This is a genomic window from Thalassospira mesophila (assembly GCF_002115755.1).
GTDB classification, from domain to species: Bacteria; Pseudomonadota; Alphaproteobacteria; order Rhodospirillales; family Thalassospiraceae; genus Thalassospira; species Thalassospira mesophila.
Genome location: NZ_JFKA01000002.1, coordinates 83,210 through 104,427, shown reverse-complemented (window position 1 = coordinate 104,427; position 21,218 = coordinate 83,210). Strand labels below are relative to the sequence as shown.

18 protein-coding genes are annotated in these 21,218 nt (G+C 55.4%); 10 read left to right on the top strand and 8 right to left on the bottom strand.

Features of this window, described 5'->3' with window-relative positions:
* Nucleotides 1-135: 135 nt before the first annotated feature.
* A complete protein-coding gene (locus TMES_RS04835; protein WP_085580086.1) occupies nucleotides 136-750 on the bottom strand; it encodes an alpha-ketoglutarate-dependent dioxygenase AlkB family protein in 615 nt (204 codons plus the stop codon).
* 667 nt (nucleotides 751-1,417) lie between these two features.
* On the opposite strand from TMES_RS04835, the gene TMES_RS04830 reads away from it, so the two are divergent.
* The 5 genes from TMES_RS04830 to TMES_RS04805 all read left to right on the top strand — a co-directional run bounded on the left by TMES_RS04830 (nucleotide 1,418) and on the right by TMES_RS04805 (nucleotide 5,681).
* Entirely contained in the window at nucleotides 1,418-2,650 is a 1,233-nt protein-coding gene (locus TMES_RS04830; protein ID WP_158091192.1) for a methyl-accepting chemotaxis protein, read from the top strand.
* Nucleotides 2,651-2,868: 218 nt separating this feature from the next.
* Complete coding sequence (locus tag TMES_RS04820; protein ID WP_085580080.1) at nucleotides 2,869-3,225, top strand: ArsR/SmtB family transcription factor; 357 nt, start codon at nucleotides 2,869-2,871, stop codon at nucleotides 3,223-3,225.
* Nucleotides 3,222-3,632, top strand: a complete 411-nt coding sequence (gene arsC, locus TMES_RS04815; RefSeq protein ID WP_085580078.1) for an arsenate reductase (glutaredoxin) — start codon at nucleotides 3,222-3,224, stop codon at nucleotides 3,630-3,632. The genes TMES_RS04820 and arsC overlap by 4 nt, the downstream gene beginning before the upstream one ends.
* Entirely contained in the window at nucleotides 3,632-4,357 is a 726-nt protein-coding gene (arsH, locus tag TMES_RS04810) for an arsenical resistance protein ArsH (protein ID WP_085580076.1), read from the top strand. The genes arsC and arsH overlap by 1 nt, the downstream gene beginning before the upstream one ends.
* A gap of 13 nt (nucleotides 4,358-4,370) precedes the next feature.
* A complete protein-coding gene (locus tag TMES_RS04805) occupies nucleotides 4,371-5,681 on the top strand; it encodes an arsenic transporter (RefSeq protein ID WP_085580074.1) in 1,311 nt (436 codons plus the stop codon).
* 20 nt (nucleotides 5,682-5,701) lie between these two features.
* Here TMES_RS04805 and TMES_RS04800 read toward each other — a convergent pair whose 3' ends face one another.
* The 5 genes from TMES_RS04800 to TMES_RS04780 form a co-directional block, all read right to left on the bottom strand.
* On the bottom strand, nucleotides 5,702-7,243 hold the full coding sequence (locus TMES_RS04800; protein WP_245835213.1) for an efflux transporter outer membrane subunit: 1,542 nt from the start codon (nucleotides 7,241-7,243) through the stop codon (nucleotides 5,702-5,704).
* Nucleotides 7,243-10,383, bottom strand: a complete 3,141-nt coding sequence (locus TMES_RS04795; RefSeq protein ID WP_085580072.1) for an efflux RND transporter permease subunit — start codon at nucleotides 10,381-10,383, stop codon at nucleotides 7,243-7,245. The genes TMES_RS04800 and TMES_RS04795 overlap by 1 nt, the downstream gene beginning before the upstream one ends.
* Before the next feature lies 1 nt (nucleotide 10,384).
* Entirely contained in the window at nucleotides 10,385-11,551 is a 1,167-nt protein-coding gene (locus TMES_RS04790) for an efflux RND transporter periplasmic adaptor subunit (protein ID WP_245835212.1), read from the bottom strand.
* Nucleotides 11,552-11,990: 439 nt separating this feature from the next.
* Entirely contained in the window at nucleotides 11,991-12,593 is a 603-nt protein-coding gene (locus tag TMES_RS04785) for an NADPH-dependent F420 reductase (protein ID WP_085580070.1), read from the bottom strand.
* 102 nt (nucleotides 12,594-12,695) lie between these two features.
* A complete protein-coding gene (locus TMES_RS04780; RefSeq protein ID WP_085580068.1) occupies nucleotides 12,696-13,430 on the bottom strand; it encodes an SDR family NAD(P)-dependent oxidoreductase in 735 nt (244 codons plus the stop codon).
* Between the two features lie 107 nt (nucleotides 13,431-13,537).
* Here TMES_RS04780 and TMES_RS04775 point away from each other — a divergent pair, with 107 nt between their 5' ends.
* Nucleotides 13,538-13,936 carry a winged helix-turn-helix transcriptional regulator gene (locus TMES_RS04775; protein WP_085580066.1) on the top strand — a complete coding sequence of 133 codons (399 nt, stop codon included), beginning with the start codon at nucleotides 13,538-13,540 and terminating at the stop codon, nucleotides 13,934-13,936.
* 101 nt (nucleotides 13,937-14,037) lie between these two features.
* Here TMES_RS04775 and TMES_RS04770 read toward each other — a convergent pair whose 3' ends face one another.
* Entirely contained in the window at nucleotides 14,038-16,455 is a 2,418-nt protein-coding gene (locus tag TMES_RS04770; RefSeq protein WP_085580064.1) for a methyl-accepting chemotaxis protein, read from the bottom strand.
* A 300-nt stretch (nucleotides 16,456-16,755) separates the two neighbouring features.
* Between TMES_RS04770 and TMES_RS04765 the strand changes: the two genes are divergently transcribed.
* From TMES_RS04765 to TMES_RS04750, 4 genes are all read left to right on the top strand, one after another.
* Entirely contained in the window at nucleotides 16,756-17,676 is a 921-nt protein-coding gene (locus TMES_RS04765) for an AraC family transcriptional regulator (RefSeq protein WP_245835211.1), read from the top strand.
* 88 nt (nucleotides 17,677-17,764) lie between these two features.
* Nucleotides 17,765-18,538 carry an AzlC family ABC transporter permease gene (locus TMES_RS04760; protein WP_085580062.1) on the top strand — a complete coding sequence of 258 codons (774 nt, stop codon included), beginning with the start codon at nucleotides 17,765-17,767 and terminating at the stop codon, nucleotides 18,536-18,538.
* Nucleotide 18,539: 1 nt separating this feature from the next.
* The gene (locus TMES_RS04755) at nucleotides 18,540-18,860 is read left to right on the top strand and encodes an AzlD family protein (protein ID WP_085580061.1); all 321 of its coding nucleotides are present in this window, start codon (nucleotides 18,540-18,542) and stop codon (nucleotides 18,858-18,860) included.
* A gap of 238 nt (nucleotides 18,861-19,098) precedes the next feature.
* Entirely contained in the window at nucleotides 19,099-19,338 is a 240-nt protein-coding gene (locus TMES_RS04750) for a hypothetical protein (protein ID WP_085580059.1), read from the top strand.
* An 81-nt stretch (nucleotides 19,339-19,419) separates the two neighbouring features.
* Here TMES_RS04750 and TMES_RS04745 read toward each other — a convergent pair whose 3' ends face one another.
* Nucleotides 19,420-21,018, bottom strand: coding sequence for a peptide chain release factor 3 (locus tag TMES_RS04745; protein ID WP_085580057.1), 1,599 nt, complete (start codon nucleotides 21,016-21,018; stop codon nucleotides 19,420-19,422).
* Between the last annotated feature and the right edge of the window lie 200 nt (nucleotides 21,019-21,218).

Sequence of the window (21,218 nt, the reverse complement as noted above, 5' to 3'; positions counted from 1 at the left end):
TATATTGCACTTCGATATCCTGCCGCCCCGCTATATGGGGCATTTTTTTTTGCGCTGCGATGCTGATAAAGCAGCCCTCGGGAAGCGCACACCCTGCACCATAATCACTTGCGCCATCACCACAGGCAAAGCGCCCTAACCGCGACGATCCGCGATGGTCTGGCGGAAGGTAAGATTAATGCGCGGTGCGACCGGGCGGGCGGTTTTGGGAATTTGATGAACCCAGTGATGCTGGGTCGGCCCGGCCATAACCAGCAACGAGTTATGGGGAAGATCAATGCTGACCCGCTCGCCATTTATTTTATGGCGCATATGAAAACGCCGTTCCCCGCCAAAGGACAAACTGGCAATAACGGGGTTTTCGCCCAGCACGTCTTCATCATCGGCATGCCACGCCACACTGTCGCGTCCGTCGCGATAAAGGTTGAGCAACACTGTGTTAAACATATGGGCGGATTTTTCCTCGGCCAGTTGGCGCAAGGGTACCAGCACCTTGGGAAACGGGGCCGCCGGGTGATAAACCCCGCTATAACGATAGGCAACTTCGCCATACCACGATGTCAAACGCGGCACCGCCACATCGCGCCCCATAATAAACGCGGTTTCCTGTTGCCAGTTCAGGGCGGCGTGCAACCGGTCAAACACCCGGTCGGCATCAGTGGCTGGCAAGACATCACGGTACAGCCATGCCTCGCCATCACAGGGCAAAATATTTTGCGGCGGCTGGTCTGCAAACAGATCGCGTATCATCCCGTTCTTTCCTGACTGGAATGGGCAACTTCTATTTCAATGGTTTAGGGGGTTTTGGCGCAAATTTGAAGCATCGAGACATCTTCCTACCCTATCGAGGGTGACGTTCTTCATATTGCAACGCAATAAATATTACAGCAAACAGGTGTGCAAGCCGCGTACAGATTGCGGTCGAAATGTTGCTGCGACCACACCAAAGCCCGCCCTGTTGCCTGCCTTTCTGCTCCTAACCGTCTCACCAAAAAATAAAAACGTTATCGTTCATTGGCTTATAAACAGGGTTTGTTAAAACCGTGGTCTGTTTACGTTATGTAACCGGTAAAACCCCCGCAGCGATTGCAATGCGACTCCTTACACTGCGTCGCGAAAACGATTCGACAAACACTTAAACCGCGCGTGTTGGTTTTGGCATAGGAATCGCCCATTTTTATTGTACTAAAGTATATATAAACAGACCATTTTTCACCATACACACCGCCTGTTTGGTATAGTCTTCACACCCATTTTTCTTTTCCAATTGATATCGCGACCAAAATCCCGCGACATACAGGCGCTGGTACGTAATTTATGACTTTGGATGCCACGAAGCAGGCAGGGGTTCCGGGGGAGCGTACACAGACGGTCGGCTGACACTATCGCGACCGGAGATTCTAACAGGGGGAATAAAATGTTTCTGTCGAAACGCAACCAGATTGCCGAAAACCAGGCCGCCCTTTCGCAGGTGCAGGCCCAGCAGCAAGAAGAAGCGCTGCTTTACAAACATATTCTCAATGCCATTCCCAGCCGCCTGCTTGCCTGCGACCTGGACGGGGTTGTGCGTTATATGTCCTATGGTTTTGGTGAACTGATTTATTCAGGACGCGGCGAAGTGGCAGCATCTGCCAAAGGCAAACGTATCAACGACCTGCACCGGGTTTTAGGACAGGACAAATTCCGCAATATTGGCCGTTCGCTTAACCGTTTGCCGCTTGAATACCGGGTCCGCATCGAAGAAGACACCATCCTGATTGCCATCACCGTTATGAAAAGTGACGATGGCGCGCCCAACGGCTTTGCCCTTTCTGCCGACATCATCACCGATGAAGTTGCGCTGGAAAAAAGCTGCGTTGATCTTTCCGGCGAAGTCAGCAATTCGGCAATTGCGCTTAAAAAGCTGTCGGGTGAACTCACCCAGACATCGGCCACCAGTGCCGATCTTTCCGGTTCGGTGCGCAGTGCGGCAGACAACACCGCCGTTACCGCCCAGCGCGTTGCCTCGGCATCCGAAGAAATGACCCAGTCGATCAACGAAATTTCCAGCCAGATCGGCCGTTTAACCGAAATCGCCAATCGCGCGGTCAAGGAAATGGACCATACCGGGACGGTGATGAACCAGCTAAGCGAAGCGGTTGATGAAATTGGCTCGGTTGTGAAAATTATTCAGGACATCGCCAGCCAGACCAACCTTTTGGCCCTGAATGCCACCATCGAAGCCGCGCGTGCCGGTGATGCAGGCAAAGGTTTTGCCGTGGTTGCCAACGAAGTTAAAACGCTGGCGACACAAACGGCGCGTTCAACCCGGGAAATCACCGATCGCATCAGCGCCATTCGCGACAATACCAGCCGCGTTGTAAACGAACTGGGCGATACCCGCACCGTGATCGAGGAAAACGAGGAGATTGCCGGTAATCTGGGCGCGGTTGTTGAACAGCAGCGCTCGGCATCGCAGGAAATTACGGTTAATATTCAGGAAGTCGCCAATGGCGTGCATGTCATTTCACGCGACCTTGGCAATCTTGATGCGCTGGCCGATCAGGCATCGGATCAGGCTGGCCGCCTTGCCAGCTTCTCGTCCGATTTGTCAGGCCATTCCGAGACTCTTTATAGCCAGGTTAAGAGTTTGCTAAAGAACGCCGAGTAATCTTTAGCCATCAAACTCGCCCCTATGCGAACCCCGCCAATGTTTTCGTTGGCGGGGTTCGTAGTTTTAAGGCCCCCTTCGGTGCCACCGGCACCGGCACCGGCACCTGCCCCCACATCCCTGCACCCGACATAGGCCAACCGCCAAACTTCCCGTGCTACCGGCATTTTTAAAAAAGCATCTTGCCAGCGTGTCCATATGTCCATATTATTGGACATATGGACACGAATGAAATCATTGATGCCTTTACGGCCCTGTCACAGATCACCCGGCTGGACGCCTTTCGTCTGCTGGTGCGCAATGAACCAGACGGCCTGCCTGCGGGCGAGCTGGCCCGGCTGCTTGATGTGCCCCACAACACAATGTCATCGCATCTGGGGGTGTTATCGCGCTCAGGGCTGATCGTCTCGAAACGTCAGGGCCGCTCAATCATTTACCGCGCCAGTCTTGCCCGAATGAACGACATGCTGGGCTTTATGGTCAATGACTGCTGTGCGGGCCACCCCGAACTCTGCCACCCCCTGTTGCAGGAATTATCCCCTGCCCCTTCCTGTAAAACGGACCCGAAAACATGATCACGCTGATTTATCACAACCCCGAGTGCGGCACATCGCGCAACACCTTGGCCATGATGCGCCAGTCCGGTGAAGAACCCCATGTTATCGAATATTTAAAAACACCGCCAACACGCGAAAAGCTGGTGGAACTGATTGCCGCCATGCACATCACCCCGCGCGATCTGCTGCGCCGCAAAGGAACCCCCTATGACGCGCTGGGGCTAGATGATAGCAAAACCGATGCCGAGCTGATTGATGCCATGCTGGCCCACCCCATCCTGATCAACCGGCCCATCGTGGTGACCGAAATGGGCACGCGCCTGTGTCGCCCGTCGGAACTGGTGCTGGGCCTTTTGCCCAACCCAATCACAACATTTACCAAGGAAGACGGTGAAACGGTCTCCCTTAACGCGCCGACCTTATAATGTCAGACAGCGCTTTAACCGATCTTCCCAATATCGAGGCCGCGAACATGCAGCCGGTTGATTTTTCGTCCCTTGCCGGGGCCGATGGCCCCCGCCATGCGCCGCGCATCCTCGTTCTTTATGGCTCATTGCGCGACCGGTCCTATTCCCGGCTGGTAGCCGAGGAAGCAACCCGTTTGCTGCAATGGTTTGGCTGCGACGTTAAAACCTTTAACCCCACCGGCCTGCCGCTGCCCGATGATGCCGGTGCCGACCACCCCAAGGTGCATGAATTGCGCGGACTTGCCGAATGGTCCGAAGGCATGGTCTGGGTCAGCCCGGAACGCCACGGGGCCATCACATCGGTAATGAAAGCGCAAATCGACTGGATCCCGCTATCGTTGGGCGGGGTGCGGCCAACACAGGGTAAAACACTGGCGATCATGCAGGTTTCTGGCGGCAGCCAAAGCTTTAACACCGTCAACCAGTTGCGCATTCTTGGTCGCTGGATGCGGATGGTAACCATCCCCAATCAATCTTCAGTGCCCAAGGCGTTTAACGAATTTGACGAAAATGGCCGGATGAAACCCTCCCCGCTTTATAACCGTATTGTCGATGTGTGCGAGGAACTGGTCAAATTCACCTGGTTGACACGCCACCGCACCCCTTACCTGACCGACCGTTATTCCGAACGGGTTGAAACCGCCGAAGAACTTTCGCGCCGGGTTAATCAACCCTCCCTCTGATCAAGGAACAATCATGCTTGCGCTGCTGATTTTTGCGGTCACGCTTACGCTGGTGATCTGGCAACCCCGTGGCCTTGGCATTGGCTGGAGTGCGATGGCCGGTGCCATCGTGGCCCTGGCGCTGGGTGTTGTAAACTGGGGCGATGTCGCCATTGTCTGGGATATTGTCTGGGATGCGACATTCACCTTTGTCGCGCTGATCATTATCTCGCTTATTCTGGACGAAGCAGGCTTTTTTGCCTGGGCGGCCTTGCATATTGCCCGCTGGGGCAAGGGCAGCGGGCGGTTGTTATTTCCGCTCATTATCATTCTGGGTGCCGCAATTTCGGCGTTTTTTGCCAATGACGGGGCGGCATTGCTGCTAACCCCTATTGTGCTTGCCATTTTAACCCGGCTGGAATTTAGCGAAAAATCCGCACTGGCCTTTATCATCGCCACCGGTTTTGTTGCCGATTCAACCAGTTTGCCGCTGGTGATTTCCAATCTGGTCAATATCGTCAGCGCCAATTTCTTCGATGTCAGTTTTTCGCGTTATGCCCAGGTCATGGTGCCGGTCGATATTGTTTCCTTGCTGGCTACCTTGCTGGTTTTATGGCTGTATTTCCGCCGCGATATTCCGCAAAGCTACGCCCTGAACCGGTTGGAAAAACCCGGCCACGCCATTCGCGACCATCAGGTTTTTTATGCGGCCTTTCCCATTATTGCGATTTTGCTGGTGGCCCTGTTTGTCACCGCGCACTGGGATATTCCCATTTCGCTAGTCATGGGCCTTGCCGCGCTGATCCTGATCGCCATAGCCGGGCGCTGGTTCACCCGCAAACAAAAAGCGGTTATTTCCCTGCCACATGTTCTTAAAAATGCGCCGTGGCAAATTGTGCTGTTTTCACTGGGCATGTATCTGGTGGTTTACGGGCTGGGTCAGGCGTGGCTAACCAGTTGGGCATCGGGCATTCTGGCAATGCTGGGAACACAGGGCAACGTGGTTGCCACCATCGGCACCGGCTTTGCCGCTGCCGTTTTGGCATCGATCATGAACAATATGCCCGCCACCCTGATCGGCGCGCTGGCGATTGATCAGGTTCATGTCCCGCAATTAACCCAACAGCTGATGGTTTACGCCAATGTCATTGGCAATGATCTGGGGCCAAAATTTACCCCCATCGGCAGCCTTGCAACCTTGTTATGGTTGCATGTATTGGCGGGCAAAGGCCACAAAATCAGTTGGGGCCATTACATGAAAGTCGGCGCTGTCATCACAACACCGGTGCTGTTTGTTACGCTGCTGGCACTGGCGGTCTGGCTGCCAATGATATCCGCCCCTTAATGGCGAATGTCGATTTCGCGTTACCCGGCAACATCATGTGTTGCCGGGGACGATGATGTTGGGCTGCGCTGGGCGGCAGCCCGCGCTGGCGTAACAAAAAACGGGTCAAACGGCGCGCTATCGCGGTTCGTTGTTTCCGCCATTTTGTCCACTTGCTCGGCATCCATCCCGACGGCGGAATAAAGATTAATGGTTTCAATTTCCAGACTGGTCTGGGCATCGGCCAGATCCTGTTCCGATTTGGTCAGGGTCCGTTGGGCGTCTAGCACATCTAGGAAATTCGACAGGCCTTGCGTATAACGCACCCGCGATTGTTCAAACGCCTGACGATGATGGGCGACCGCCAATATCAGGCTGTCGCGCTGCGACACCGCGCCGACATACCCAAATATTGCCGATTCAACATCGCTGATCGCAGCCAGCAAGGTTTGGCGATATTGGTAAAACGCCTGCTGGGCGCGTTCTTCAGCCACGGTGATGTTGGCCTTGCGCACCCCGCCATCGTAAAGGGTGGCATCAATCACCGCACTGATCGCGGCCAGGGCGGTACGCACAATTGGCCCGGTGCCAAACCCGGTTGCCGCCATCGACAGGCTGCCTTGCAAGGTAAGTTCCGGGTAAAGGTCTGCTGTTTGCACCCCAATTTCGGCAGTTGCCGAAATCAGGCCCAGTTCGGCCGCACGCACATCGGGGCGACGACGCAGCAAATCGGCGGGCACACCAATTGGCGGGGCGCTGTCAAATTCAGGCAAAACATCGGCCCGGCTTAATACATCGCGATACGTGCCGGGCTGAGCACCGGTTAAAATGGCAATCGCATTGATCGAGCGGTCGATGCTGGTTTGCAATACCGGCAAGGTCGCCTCGATATCGGCGACCTCGGCCCGTGCGCGCGAAAGGTCCAGATCAGACGCCAGGCCAGATTGCGCGCGCAAGTCAACAATGTCGCGGGTCTGGCGCTGCAAATCGAGCGAATTACGCAGCAAAAGCTGGCGTTGCTGGGTCCCACGGAGCGTGATGTAATTCCGGATAATATCGGCAATGACGATGCGATATACATCTTCACGCAGGTAAACCTGCTGCAAAATATCGGCCTCGGCCACTTGGCCTTCGCGCGCCTGCCCGCCCCACAAATCCGCCGTCCAAGACAGGTTTAATCCCGCATTTGCGCCAAAATCATCCTGATAATTACCATCTTCCTTGGTCGACCATTGCCGTTCGGCACTGCCCCCGCCCGATGCGGTCACCTTGGGGCCATTATCGCCGCGCACACCCCGGGCAACGGCGCGGGCCTCGGCAATGCGGCTGGCGGCAATTTTAAGGTCGATATTGTTGTTAATCCCGTCTTTTACCAACTGGCTTAAAACCGGGTCCGATGTGCTTTGCCACCACCGCGTCAGATCGGGTTTATGGTCCGCTATTTGTGGCACCTGTGGGCTATAGGTGGCCTTTAAGTCAAATTGCGGCGCTTCATATTCCGGCCCGCTGGTGACACAGCCCGCAAGAACCAAAAGCGACAATCCCAAAACCGGGCTTAACATCAAAACTGAACGCATCCGCATCACCCGGCACTCCCTTCATATTCATCCTTGTCGGGAATGGATTGGGCAATGCGCAGTTCGTCTTCCAGTTTTTGGCCGCCATCGGCACGGGCTGCCACCAGCGGGGCCAGCAACAAATACAAAACCGGGGTTAAAAACAGGGTAAACACCGTGGCAAAACCCAGCCCGCCAAAAATAACCCAGCCGATGGCAGCGCGGGCTTCGGCCCCGGCACCCGTGCCCAAAACCAGCGGCAACCCGCCCAGCACGGTTGAAATCATCGTCATCATAATCGGTCGCAAACGGATCATGGCGGCATCATGAATGGCATCACGCACCGATTTTCCCTGATCGCGCAACTGGTCGGCAAACTCCACCACCAGAATCCCGTTTTTCGCCATCAGCCCCACCAGCATCACAAGCCCGATCTGGCTATAGATATTGATTGATGTATGGCTGATCACCAGCGCAAAAATGGCGGCCGCCAAACCAAATGGCACCGTTAACACCACAACCGATGCCGACATGAAACTTTCAAACTGGGCGGCCAGCACCAGCAACACCACCAGCACGGCAACCAGAAACGTAATCACAACATCATGTGATGTTTCGCCAAGGGCCGCCGCATCGCCCAGAAACAGCAAACCTGTTCCGGTGGGCACCACGGTTTTGGCGGCATTTTGAATATCAATCACCGCCTGTTGCAGGGTGTAACCCGGCGTCATATTGGCCGTTATCGTTACGGCACGTTGCTGTCCTTCACGGTCCAGCTGCGATGCCACCGCTTCTTCATCAAGATGAATGATCGATGATAGCGGCAATATCCGCCCGTTTTTGCCCGGCACAAACAGATTATCAAGATCCGACGGGTCGTTAATGGCCCCGGCACTGCTGCGCAATTTCACCGGCACCGTCGTGTCATCGACCGAAAGATCGGTCACTTCGTAGCCGTCAATCATGGCGCGAAGCGTGGTATCCAAACTGTCAATCGACACGCCAAGGTCAAAGGCGCGCTGCCGGTCGATATTCACCAGCAACTGCGGCTGGGTGGTTTGATACCCCACCCGAATACCGGTAATATTGGGATAGTTCTTTTCCAGTTCCTTTTGCATTGCCTGGGCATTGGCCGCCAGATTGTGATAATTGGTCCCGGTCAGGGCAAATTCCAGGCTTTCACCCGAACTGCTGCCACGCAACCCCAATGAATTGGGCTGATAGACAAAGGCCTGCACACCGGGCAGGGCATTTAATTGCCCCCGGATCGATGCCGTAATTTCCTGCTGGCTACGATCGCGTTCTTCCCAAGGCGAAAGACTGGCAATAACCAGGGCGCGGTTATTATCGCGAAACCCGACAATGGTATAAATGTTCTGCGCTTCGCCCCGGTTTACAATCGGCCGCAAAATGTTTTCAACCGCTTCAACCTGGCGGTCCATATAATCAATACCAACACCGTCCGGCCCACGCAGCGACACCAGCAACCGGCCCCGGTCTTCATCGGGCAGCAATTCCTGCTTTACCAGTTTGAACGCCCCAATCGCCAGCACTGCCACAATGATCGAGGCAATCACCGTCATCACTGGAAATTTAAGCACCAGGTCGAGAATGCGTTTATACAGCCCGAAAAAAAAGTCGCCGGTCCGATCCAGCAAATGAAGTTTGCCATCGCCTTTTTTCGGCGCTTCCGGGTCTATATGCTTCAGGCGCGATGCCAAAAGCGGGCACAGCGACAGCGCCACAAAGGACGAAATCGCCACCGAAACCGCCAACACAAAGCCAAATTCGCGAAACAGGCGGCCCGCCGTGCTGGGCAAAAACGAAATCGGCACAAAAACCGACATCAATGTCAGTGTGGTGGCAACAACGGCAAAAAACACCTGCCGTGTGCCCAACACCGCCGCGGCAAGTGATCCCAAACCCTGATGCCGTCGCCGCTGGATATTTTCCAGCACCACAATCGCGTCATCGACAATCATGCCGGTGGATAAAACCAATGCCAGCAAGGTTAGAATATTGATCGAAAACCCCAGCATCCAGACCGCGGCCACCGTGCCAATCAACGCAATGGGGATGGTCACGGTTGGAATTAATGTTGCGGTGAAGGACCGTAAAAACAGGTACAAAACCCCGATCACGATCACAACCGCCAGCACAAGGCTGCGAACCACTTCCCACAGTGCCCCTTCGATAAAAACGGCATCGTCGGAATTAACCAGCACGTTAACCCCGTCAAGCTGGGTATTGAGCTTTTCGGCGGTCGCGCGCACGCCCTTGGAAATTGAAATGGTGTTCGATTGCGCCTGGCGCACAATACCAAGGCCAATCACCGCCCGGCCATCAAGCCGCACATAGGATGTGGCATCATCAGGGCCATAATAAATATCGGCGACATCGCCCAAACGCACGCCATCGCGCACGAAAATCGCTTTGATGTCTTCGGGTTTCCACACCGATGCGTTGGCGCGCACAAACAGGTTCTGATCATTGGAATCAAAACTGCCGGCCGGAATATCGAATTTGGCGGTTTCAAGAACACTGGCAATATCGTCAATCGAAAAGCCGTGGCTGGCAAGGCGCAGCGGGTCCACCCGCACATGCAACACTTTTTCGCGGTCGCCGTTTTCGTTCACCTCGGCCACACCGGGTACTGATAACAGGGCCGGTATCACCTGGTCTTCAACCACATTTGCCAACTCGTCTTCGGTCAAACGGCTGCTAACCACGGCCAGCCGCATGATCGGGCTGGCATCGGAATCCGCCTTGACCACACGAATATCGTCAACCTCGTCGGGCAGGCTGCGCTGTGCGCGGCTTACGGCTTCGCGAATGTCGTTAGCGGCATCGTTAATTTCGACATCGGGCGAAAATTCAATACGAACCCGCGAACTGCCTTCTTCGCTGGTCGAGCTGATATCCTGCACGCCGCTAACGCGCGATGCCGCCCCTTCGATCACGCTAGTAACTTCGGTATCCACCGTTTCGGGCGAAGCGCCGGTATAGGTCGCCGATATGGTAACAACAGGCCGGTCAATATCGGGCAGTTCGCGAATTTCCACCCCGGTCATCGCGGCCAGCCCGGCCAGAATGATCAGCAATGAAATCACAATAATCAGGATTGGTCGTCGCACACTTAGCGACGCAATGTCGTTATTTGCCGACATATCAGGAGCCCCCGTCTGAAGACTCGCTTCGTTGAGCAATGCCCTGCTGGTCGTCTCCGCGAATGGTGGCGGCAACGTTCCGCCCCGGGCGCAGTCGCTGCACCCCTTCCACCACAATCAGGTCTCCTTGCGAAACGGGGCCATCGAGCAAGATGCGACCATTGGTCCGTTTGACCACACGCACCGGCACCCGGCTGGCTTTTTCGCCTTCGATCCGCCAGACATAAGTCCCGCCATCGCCCCACAAAACCGAAATTTCCGGCACCGATGGATAGGACTTGCCCGCGATATCGATATAAACCGCAAATGACATGCCCGAACGTAACCGGCCACTGGGGTTGGGGATACGGGCGCGCACGCTAAATGTCCGGCTTTCGGGGTCTACCCGGCTGCCAATGGCATCAACCACACCTTCGAATTTTTCGCCAGGCAGGCTCCATGTTTCGACGCGCAAGGACTGGCCTGGTTGCACATCACGAAACCGGGTTTCTGAAACTTCAAAATCGACCAGCACACTATCAACGTTATCAAGTGTGGCGATCATGGTGGTTTTATCGATCCGGTCCCCGACTTCGACAGCGGGAATACCCATCATGCCATCAAAGGGTGCCAGAATGGTGCGATCATCGAGATCAACCCCGGCCTGATCCAGACGAATGCGCGCTTCGGCCAGGGCTGCACGGGCGGAATCCACTTCACTGTCGGAAACGGCCCCTTTGGGGCGGGCCTTTTCATAGCGGTCCAGCATCTGTTTGGTGTCGCGCACCTGCACCGCGGCAAGGTCGCGCGCCAGTTTTTCACGCGCGGAATCAAGGATCAGCAACACCTGACCGGTTTTCACCTGGTCGCCCGCACGCACCAGCACATCCTTCACTTCGCCCGCCACCGGCGGATAAAGCTGCACACCCATGGCAGACCGACCGGTGCCCACGGCTTCGACCACGGTATTATCCGGGGTTAAAACCGCATGTTCGGCAATCACAGGCAAGGCCGGTCCCGACATTGCCGATTTACCAGATTTGGCGGCACCACTGCCCGGGTCATTCTGAATAATAATCGGCCCGTCACCAGACAGAAATGGCAGCTTCCCCGCGCGATAGGCCATCAACCCGCCGCCAATAACCACCGCCACTACTAAAATTATAACCAGCCTAACCATTCGTGACATCGAATGTCCCGTTCCCTGAATTCAATTCGTGAAAAGCCCCTCAACCGGTTTGAAAGGACTTCAAAACCCGCTGTCCGGTTTTTAAACCGCCCTTGAATTTACACTGCCATTGGCGGCGAAAATGTACGAGGTCAAAATTGTACGTCATTGTATCAAAACGTACGAAACATCCGTTTTTGCGCCTCACACCACCATGATGTATATGTCAAAATGCCAACCTCTATACGACCAGCCATAAAAATGGCCGGGAAACGACCATATCGTTTCCCGGCCAGATAGGTGCGTGAAAGAAAAAGAATGTCCTGCCGGGGGTTAACCGGCAATCAGACGCGGTTCGATGGACGAATCGCTGGCACCCTCAACAACGCCCCGACAAGCAATGGAAGCCCGCCTGTTGCCGCCGTTCAAGATGGTTGAACACGCCAGCAGCGATCACGTTTCATCCGTCAAACTTGACCAGATCCTTAAAGATCAGTTGCCCCCAACTATTTCCGCGCGCCTGCACAAGCAACCCGCCTTCCGAAAGCCCGCCAAGTTTGATCGGCGAGAAACCAAGATTTTCCGCAAGCGCGCCAATCTCGGTTGCGGCACCGTCATCATCGCTCGCCAGAAACACAACTCTCCTGCCACCATGCACAGCGGGATCCTGGTCAAGAACAGCAGCAGCCAAATGGTTAAAGCCCCTGACCAGTTTTCCACCCGTAAAGGCCTGTGCGACGACCCGGGAAGACGGCTGTCCGCCCAGTTCCTCGGGGGACACGCCGTAGGCATTGGTCACATCGATGATGATCTTTCCCTTCCAGTTCGGCAGCGCCTTGGCGACATCGCGGTGTGATTCGTAACGGACCGCCAAAAAGATAATGTCCGCCTTGACGGCTTGCGCCAATGTTTTGGGCATGATCTCGGGGCCGATCGCAGCCGCCGCGGACGCGAAGCTTTCCGGGTCGCGCGTGGTTGCAACCGATACTTCGATGCCGCTTCGCGCAAACGCCTTGGCCAGAGCCTGACCGATATTGCCGAAACCGATAATTGCGTAGCTCATGTTTTTCTCCTTGGGTTTACCCCGCCGTGGCGCGCTCCGAACAATCGAATAATCGAACGGAGCGCCTGGGTTTATCCGGGCTTAAGGCGTTTGAGGTGGGCGTCAGAGTTGCGCAAGGCCGCCATCAACGGCAAGTTCGCTAGCGGTCATAAAGCTGCTGTCCGACGACGCAAGAAAAGCAGCTGCCGCCCCGATCTCGGCCGGATCGGCCATGCGCTGGAGCGGGTTCATCGCGGCAAAGACCTTCATGCCCTCCTCGCCCAGCGCTGCCTTGGCAAGATCAGTCGCCGTTCCGCCGGGCGATAGCACGTTTACCCGGATGCCGGTGCCCTTCAGGTCTTCCGCCCAGGTCCGCGCAAGATTGCGCACGGCTGCCTTGCTCGCACTATAGGTGGTCATTGCCGGGGCGCCCGTGGTGCCCGCACTCGATCCGGTCAGGATGATCGAACCGCCCTCGCCCATCAGCGGCAGCGCCTTTTGCACCGTAAAGATCGTGCCCTTCACGTTGGTGTCGAAGGTTTCGTCAATATGCTCGGCGGTGATCTGGCCAAGTGCAAGCTGGCTTCCCACCCCGGCATTGGCGAAAACGATGTCGAGGGTTCCACGCTCGGCCTTCACCGCCGCGTAAAGCCGGTCAAGGTCGGACAGATCGGAGACCGAGCCCTTCACCGCGCGGGCATTGGGCCCAAGCTCGGCCACAGCGGCATCAAGCGCTTCCTGCCGGCGGCCAAAGATAAAGACAAAAGCGCCCTCCTCGATGAAGCGCTTTGCTGCGGCGCGGCCAATACCGGTGGCACCACCGGTGATTACGGCGGTCTTTCCAATTAGTCTATTCATGTCATGCATCCTTTGTTGGGTTTGGAAGGGAGCAGGGAACTGCTTGTGGTCAGTAAGCGCTTATGCTAACTTCAGGTCAAGTATGCACCTTTTGGTAAGTATCAAAAATGACAACACCTCCTGAAGTCTGCGGCACGACCGGCTTCTCCTGCGGGCTCGATGCCACGCTCCGTATCATCTCGGGCAAGTGGAAACCGCTGGTCCTGTTTTTCCTGCGCGACGGGCCCAAGCGCTATGGCGAGCTCAAGCGCCTGATCCAGGGCGTCAGCGACAAGGTGCTGATCCAGCAATTGAAGGATCTGGAGGCCCACCGCGTGCTGGCGCGAACCGACTATAAGGAGGTACCGCCGCGCGTGGACTACACGCTGACACCGCTTGGTCGCAGCTTGGCCGACGCGATCGTTCCGCTATGTACCTGGGGAACCGAAAACATGACGGAAATGGTAAGTATTTTTGGCAAGCGCGACACTTTGGCCGAGCAGGATACTGAAGAACTGAAGAACTGAAGAACCGGGGTTAGATGCCCGGCCATAAAAATGGCCGGGGAACGACCATATCGTTTCCCGGCCAGATAGTTGCGTGAATGAAAAAGGATGTCCTGCCGGGCTTAACCGGCAATCAGGCGCGGTTCGATAAACGAATCGTTGGCGACCTCGGCGCGCAAACGGTCTTCGTCATCAAGAATGATATTGGCTTCGGTCAGGTGTTTTTGCCACATGCGGGCAACAAACAGCACAAGGTCGCCACGTTGTTCCAGCGGGTCGGTAAATTTGAGGCGCATTTTCGGGGCGTCAAGGCCCCGGCGGCTCATAACTTCAACGTTATAACGGCCCTTAAGCCCCACAATTTCGACCGTCATTTTGCGGCCCCGTTCCCAGTTTTGCGACGGGGTCACCGAAATTCCGCCAATCGACAGATCATACAAACTGGTTTGTATGCGCTCGCCCTGATCATCAAATGTGACGCTAATATCACGCCCGGCCAATACCCTGGGGTCTTTGCCTTTGTTGTCGTCTTTGTCGGCGGCATCGCGTACCGCCCGGTTAAGCGACAGGGTCAGTTCGCTCACATGGGCGGTCACATCATCGGCATGGCCGGTCAAATCCTGGCTCAGGCTGCGGGTATGGTCAATGTCGCGCGATACTTCCAATATGGCATCACCGACATTTTTTGCCGCATCACTGGCGGCCCGAATGGCGACCGAAATTTCCTCGGTCTCGCGGCGCTGCTGTTTAACGTCCCCCGCCACCTCGTCGGAAATTGCCATCATGTCGCGTACGGTAACACCCACATTTTCCATTGCCGAAACACAACGGTCCGTCACATTGCCCATGGCCCCCACATGCGATGTAATCTGTTCAGTGGCCTCGGCGGTTTGACCGGCAAGGTTTTTGACCTCGGCGGCAACCACGGCAAAACCGCGCCCGGCATCACCGGCACGGGCGGCTTCGATGGTGGCATTCATTGCCAGCATGTTGGTTTGCGCGGCAATACCACGAATAAGGTCCACCATCTGTTCAATGCTGCTGGCAACCTTGCGCAAATCATCGACCGCGGCAGCAGATTCGCGCGTACTATCAACAGCGGATTGCGCAATGGTGCGTTGGCGCTCCACCCGCCCGGCAATGGAACCAATGGCACCCGAAAGCCGGGTTGCGGCATCGCTGATCGATTGTGCATGTTCGCGGCTTTGATCGGCCGCGGTTGTGGCGGTTTCAGTCTGACCATTCACGCGGTCGGCAGCGGCGGCAACTTCGCCCACCGCATCGCGCATCCGGTTCACCTGGCGCGAAACGGATTCAACCAGCCCCGATGTTTCGCCTTCAATGGTTTCGGCCATGCCGCCCAGCGAGGCCCGGCGTTTTTCTTCTTCCTGGCGTTGCAGTTCAATGCGGTCTTCGGCCATGGTTTCAATTTTCAGGGCATTATCGCGGAAAATTGAAACCGTGCGCGCCATCGCGCCAAATTCGTCGCGGCGGTTAATATCAACCAGGTCAATATTGGTATCGTTGGTGGCAAGGCGGGTCATATCGCCATTCACCCGGCGCAGCGGCCGCAAAATGCTGGTTGCGGTGCCCGCTGCCAGCACAATGGCAATTAACGCCCCCACCATGGCAACCACCATATTGGTCATGGCCGAGCTTTCCGATTTGCCATGAACCGCTTCCACCAGCGCATTTTGCCCGGCAATGGCTTCGGCGCGGATTTGCCCGGTAATTTTTTGTACTTCGCGCACCGCTGCCTTAAAATCACTCATCGACTGGCTAAAGCCGCTAAACGATCCTTCAAGCTGGTTGGCCCCTTGTTTAAGCAAATCATTGTCGCGGGTGGCATAGGAAAACAGCTTTTTATCCGCCCGCTTTAACGACCCCATCGCCGTTTTGATTTCTTCATGCAAATCTGTCAGCGACGATGTGGCATTGCGCGCCACGTCCAGTGCTTCCGGGCTATGAACAATCGCATATTCCAGATTGCTGACAATGGCGGTCAAATTATCCTTCGACAGGCGAGCCCCGTATTTATCGGCAATTTCAGGGTCGCGTTTATTGATAAACGTCACCAGATCCGACGATGACCCGCCCATCTGGTTGGCACCCAACAAAATCGTATCGGCCGATGCGGTCATGTTTTCAGCGCGCAAAACCAATGGTTCCAGTGTTGCGATGTATTTTTCGGCCAGCACCTTTAAATCATTGGCCTTGTCGTCATCGCCAATCGCAATCAGCGCATCGGTCAGTGCCTTGCGGCTGGTAATGGCGTTATCCTGAATGGTGGCAATTTCGCCACGCACTTCGGGGTCCACGGTTTGCGCATACAGCAACACCTGGTTGGAAAGCCGTTCCAGTTTCAGGGCATAATCATTGGCAAGTCCCACCAGTTCCGTTCGCTTGGCAATACGGTCGGCATCCCCGGCAAAGCCCTGTAAATACCATGACGACAGCGCACTTAACCCCAGCAACATCAGCACCAGAATTAAAAAGCCCGCGTAAATGCGATGGCCAATACGAATACGGTCAAACAACATAACGGCTCCGAAGGTTCGGTAAAAAATCGTTCAGGTTGCTGACTTACAGCCAAACAGACGCCGGTTTTGTAACACTTCGATGAAGATCATGTTTCAGCCGCTTTATGGCGACAACGACCAGCGGCAAAACATCAAACGAACATTTAGCGCGCTAAAAACGCATCATATGAACCCGCCCTTAAGGATAGTCAGGCCGTTTTCGCTCAAATCTGCCCTGCGCGCTGGCGACTCGGCAATTCAGTGCCGATGTCATGAAAATTACCACCATTCTCATCGTTCTGGCCGCCACGCCGGGCAAGATTGTATGGCATCAATATTGTGCAAGCTGGCACCCGATATCCGCGTTATACTGGCACCATGCGCCATTCAAACATCCCATCCCGGGCGGGCGGACGCCCCCGTGAACATGCCCGCCACTGGCGGGTAGCGGATGGTATTGATTTGTTTGAAGCCGACTATAAACGCTTCACTTTCCCCAAACACAGCCACGATTATTATGCCTTTGGCACCATCCTTAATGGTGCCGAACAATTCATAACCCGTGGCACCCGCCACGTTGCCCGGCGGGGTCAGCTGTTATTAATGAACCCGATGCAGGTTCATGATGGCGGCCCGGCCTGTGATGATGGCTATCACTATCAAATCATGTTCATTGCACCGCAAATCTTTGCCGATCTGGTCGATGAAATATCGCCCAAAAGCAAAGGCCTGCCGTTTTTCAGCCAACATGTCATCGACGACCCGGCCCTGCATTTGCAACTGCAAAAACTGCATCGCCTGTTTTTGCCCGAATCCCGGCATTTGGCCAGCAACCTTGAACGCGACAGCCAGCTTCTATACAGCGCGGCACGTTTGGCCTTGCGCCACGCCGATGCCCCGCCGTTTGAATTTCACCCCGGTGCCGAGGACAAACGCATTCGCAAGGTGATCGATTACATGATGGCCCATCAGGATGAAAATATATCGCTGGAAACGCTGGCGACGCTGACCGGGTTAAGCCGGTTTCACCTGTTGCGCGTGTTTAGCAACGCCACAGGGTTACCGCCCCATACCTACCTGAGCCACATGCGCCTGCGCCGGGCAAAACGCATGCTGTTTGACGGCCACAGCATTGCCGATACCGCAGCGGCCACCGGGTTTTCCGATCAAAGCCATTTAAACCGGCATTTCAAAACCATGTGGGGGGTTAGCCCCGGCATTTTTATTGCCAATACGCGATAACCGCAATTTCATCCAATATTGGAGCGGACCAAAACCGGCATAATCATTCCCAATCATAAATGCCTTTAGAAAATATCGGGAAAACGTCATGTCGTCCGCTCCGCATTTTACCGCCACCTCCCTTCGACGCGGTGCCATTGCCTGCCTGCCGCTGTTGCCCAGCACCCTTATTTTTGGCGCGGTTCTGGGCGTGCTTGCCACCCAGCGCGGTCTTAGCCTGGGCGAGCTTTTATTCATGAGCCTGACCGTCTTTGCCGGATCAGCGCAGTTTGTCTCGGTCGATTTATGGCGCGACACCATTCCCTCACTCACCATCATTGTCGCCACCATTGTGATTAACCTGCGCTATGTGCTGATCGGGGCGTCGCTGCGCCCGGTTTTTCGCGAACGCCCGCTATGGGTTAAAATTTGCGGCATGCACATGGTGGCCGACGAAAACTGGGCCATGACCATGGCGCAAAAGGAAACGCCCATACCGGGCTTTCTTTTGGGCGGCGGCATTTTTCTCGCCATTGTCTGGGGTACGGGCAATACGCTGGGTTATTTGCTGGCAGGGGGCATTCCCGACCCCAATGTTTATGCGCTCGATTTTGCCTTTACCGCCATTTTTGCTGCGTTAACGGTGGGCATGTGGAAAGGCAAGGCCGACCTTCTGCCATGGATCGCAGCCGCCATTGGCTCGATTATCGGTCATTACCTGTTGCCCGGCACTTGGTCCATTCTGGCCGGTGCGGGCGCCGGTGTTTTGGTGTCCGCCCTGACATGGCCGGGCGACAAAGCAACCCCCAAAAACGATGCCATCCCCCCGCAATCAGAGCTTTCGCCGCCCACCACCCCCTATTCCCCGCCTGCAGGACAATAACATGATCGATTTCATGACCTTCACCCCCGAAGCGATCCTGACCATTCTGGGCATGGCGGTTGTTACCTATGGCATGCGGTTGGGCGGGCTTTTAATGGCGGACCGTTTACCGCAATCAGGGCGCTGGGCCCATGTGCTTGAACGGTTGCCCGGTGCGGTTTTAATTTCGGTCTGGGTGCCAAGTGCGCTGTCGTCCGGGGCCATTGGCATCGCCGGCGCGGTTGCCACCCTGGTGGCCATGGTCGCCACCCGCAACCTGTTTGCCGCAATGATCGCGGGCATGGGTTTGGTTGCCCTTGGCCGTTATTTTATCGGAGCCTGAAGCTCAACCCGGATGGTTCCGACCTGTCGCGGGAAACTGCGACACAAAAGCCGCCAGTTCGCAAAAACTGGCGGCTTTTGCTTTTTTTGTGCCACGAACACGCCCTAACCCAAAGTTTTCAAGCGCCATCATCAACTGCTCGGCCCAACAATACCCTGCAAGGCACGCTTCCCGTGTGAAGCCATCATTAAAACTGCCAAACAACCGCTGTTCTCAACATCAGACAGGAGGTTACATCATGGCCCATCAAGATATTGGCCCCAATCAGCACGTCACAATCCGCGATGCGGTTCGAATCACTTTGTCTCTACAGACAGGCAACGAAGCGACCATAACAGCACAGCAAAACAATCATTCCAAACAATATAGCCTGTCACTCCAGCACAAGACTGATGTCATCCAAACAGACGAAGCGGGTCCGATTGAGGTAAGCATGGCGGCCGAATTTGGCAGCCCACAAGTGCGCGTTGCGTGGTAAACCGCCAAAACTTGCTGCTCATATTAAAAAAGCCGCCCGGAATTTTCCGGACGGCTTTTGACATCTTTTGGCAAATCCGCCTTAACCAGCGACAACCATATTTTGCTCGCGCGTTGCCTCGAACCGGCATTTCGGCCAGTCGCGCTGTGCTGTTTCCAGATGCCAGGCGTTGCGCGCAATGAAAACCAGGGTTTTGTCGTGGTCTTCAAACAGGGCGGACTGGTTGGTGTCGCGGAACTTTTTAAGTTCCAGCGGGTCATCACACATCACCCAGCGCGCGGCATAGGCCGGTGTCTGTTCGAAATGAACCTTGATGCCATATTCCGCTGAAATGCGTTCTTTCAGCACTTCAAACTGAAGTTGCCCCACCACACCGACAATCCAGTCGGCCCCCATCATCGGCTTGAACACCTGTGATGCGCCTTCTTCGGCCAGCTGTTCCAGCGCACGTTGCAGATGTTTGCCTTTTAACGGGTCATCCAGGCGTACTTTTTGCAGCAATTCAGGCGCAAAAGCCGGAACACCCCGGAAGCGTAAATCTTCGCCCTCGGTCAGGGTATCGCCAATGCGCAAGGTGCCGTGGTTGGGAATACCAATGATATCGCCCGGCCACGCTTCTTCGGCAATGTCGCGTTCGTTGGCAAAAAACAGCATCGGGTTATGCACCGCCATCTGTTTGCCTGCGCGCACATGTTTTAATTTCATGCCGCGTCTGAAATGGCCCGAACACAAACGAATAAACGCAATACGGTCGCGGTGGTTAGGGTCGATATTGGCCTGCACTTTAAACACAAAGCCCGAAACCTTGGTTTCGCTGGCTTCTACCGTGCGGGTGGCGGCTTCTTGCGGGCGCGGGGTTGGCGCGTTTTCGGCAATCCCGCGCAGCAATTCGCGCACACCAAAATTATTAATGGCGGACCCGAAAAACACCGGGGTCAAATGACCTTCGCGATACGATTCAATGTCGAAAGGCGGGCACATCTGGCGCACCATTTCCACATCCTCGCGCAATTGCGCGACCAGGTAATCAGGTACCAGTTCATCAAGCTTCGGATCATCCAGACCTTTAATCTGGATGGCTTCCTTAACGACGTTGCCGCCCTTTTCCATGAACAAAACCTGATCATTGACCAGATCAAAACAGCCGCGAAAATCGCGGCCCGACCCGATCGGCCAGGTCACCGGGGTGACATCCAGCGCCAGATCCTGTTCGATCTGGTCCAGCAGTTCAAAGAAATCGCGGGTTTCGCGGTCCAGCTTGTTAATAAAGGTCGTGATCGGCACATCGCGCAGGCGACACACTTCAAACAGCTTGCGCGTCTGGGCTTCAATGCCCTTCGCGGCGTCAATCACCATCACTGCACTGTCAACGGCGGTCAGCACGCGATAGGTATCTTCGGAAAAATCTTCGTGGCCTGGCGTATCAAGCAGGTTGAAGATGTTATCTTCAAACTCGAACGTCATCACAGCCGAAGATACCGAAATACCACGGTCCTGTTCGATCTTCATAAAGTCCGACCGTGCGCCGCGCTGTTCCTTTTTTGCCTTCACGGCACCGGCCATCTGAATAGCACCGCCAAACAGCAGCAGCTTTTCCGTCAGCGTGGTTTTACCCGCATCGGGATGCGAGATGATGGCAAAGGTCCGGCGGCGCGAGACCTGATGGTCGATCGACGACATAGTGGTTCCAATAATACTGAGACATTCAATTGCGGCGCACTGTACTGATTTTTAGCCATGATACCACAATGAAATCGTCATATCGGGCATGTAGCAAGCGGTTCAGGGCGAAAAATACGGCGTGGCCCCGCAACGCCGCGTGCGACACGGCAACATACATCGGCAAAACCGGTTAAAATTGGTTTGTTGCCCGGTAAATC

Excerpts from the sequence above, each read along its gene's own strand:
- TMES_RS04835 (WP_085580086.1), bottom strand. The coding sequence starts at position 750 with ATGATACGCGATCTGTTTGCAGACCAGCCGCCGCAAAATATTTTGCCC.
- TMES_RS04830 (WP_158091192.1), top strand. The coding sequence starts at position 1,418 with ATGTTTCTGTCGAAACGCAACCAGATTGCCGAAAACCAGGCCGCCCTT.
- TMES_RS04820 (WP_085580080.1), top strand. The coding sequence starts at position 2,869 with ATGGACACGAATGAAATCATTGATGCCTTTACGGCCCTGTCACAGATC.
- arsC (WP_085580078.1), top strand. The coding sequence starts at position 3,222 with ATGATCACGCTGATTTATCACAACCCCGAGTGCGGCACATCGCGCAAC.
- arsH (WP_085580076.1), top strand. The coding sequence starts at position 3,632 with ATGTCAGACAGCGCTTTAACCGATCTTCCCAATATCGAGGCCGCGAAC.
- TMES_RS04805 (WP_085580074.1), top strand. The coding sequence starts at position 4,371 with ATGCTTGCGCTGCTGATTTTTGCGGTCACGCTTACGCTGGTGATCTGG.
- TMES_RS04800 (WP_245835213.1), bottom strand. The coding sequence starts at position 7,243 with ATGCGGATGCGTTCAGTTTTGATGTTAAGCCCGGTTTTGGGATTGTCG.
- TMES_RS04795 (WP_085580072.1), bottom strand. The coding sequence starts at position 10,383 with ATGTCGGCAAATAACGACATTGCGTCGCTAAGTGTGCGACGACCAATC.
- TMES_RS04790 (WP_245835212.1), bottom strand. The coding sequence starts at position 11,551 with ATGTCACGAATGGTTAGGCTGGTTATAATTTTAGTAGTGGCGGTGGTT.
- TMES_RS04785 (WP_085580070.1), bottom strand. The coding sequence starts at position 12,593 with ATGAGCTACGCAATTATCGGTTTCGGCAATATCGGTCAGGCTCTGGCC.
- TMES_RS04780 (WP_085580068.1), bottom strand. The coding sequence starts at position 13,430 with ATGAATAGACTAATTGGAAAGACCGCCGTAATCACCGGTGGTGCCACC.
- TMES_RS04775 (WP_085580066.1), top strand. The coding sequence starts at position 13,538 with ATGACAACACCTCCTGAAGTCTGCGGCACGACCGGCTTCTCCTGCGGG.
- TMES_RS04770 (WP_085580064.1), bottom strand. The coding sequence starts at position 16,455 with ATGTTGTTTGACCGTATTCGTATTGGCCATCGCATTTACGCGGGCTTT.
- TMES_RS04760 (WP_085580062.1), top strand. The coding sequence starts at position 17,765 with ATGTCGTCCGCTCCGCATTTTACCGCCACCTCCCTTCGACGCGGTGCC.
- TMES_RS04755 (WP_085580061.1), top strand. The coding sequence starts at position 18,540 with ATGATCGATTTCATGACCTTCACCCCCGAAGCGATCCTGACCATTCTG.
- TMES_RS04750 (WP_085580059.1), top strand. The coding sequence starts at position 19,099 with ATGGCCCATCAAGATATTGGCCCCAATCAGCACGTCACAATCCGCGAT.
- TMES_RS04745 (WP_085580057.1), bottom strand. The coding sequence starts at position 21,018 with ATGTCGTCGATCGACCATCAGGTCTCGCGCCGCCGGACCTTTGCCATC.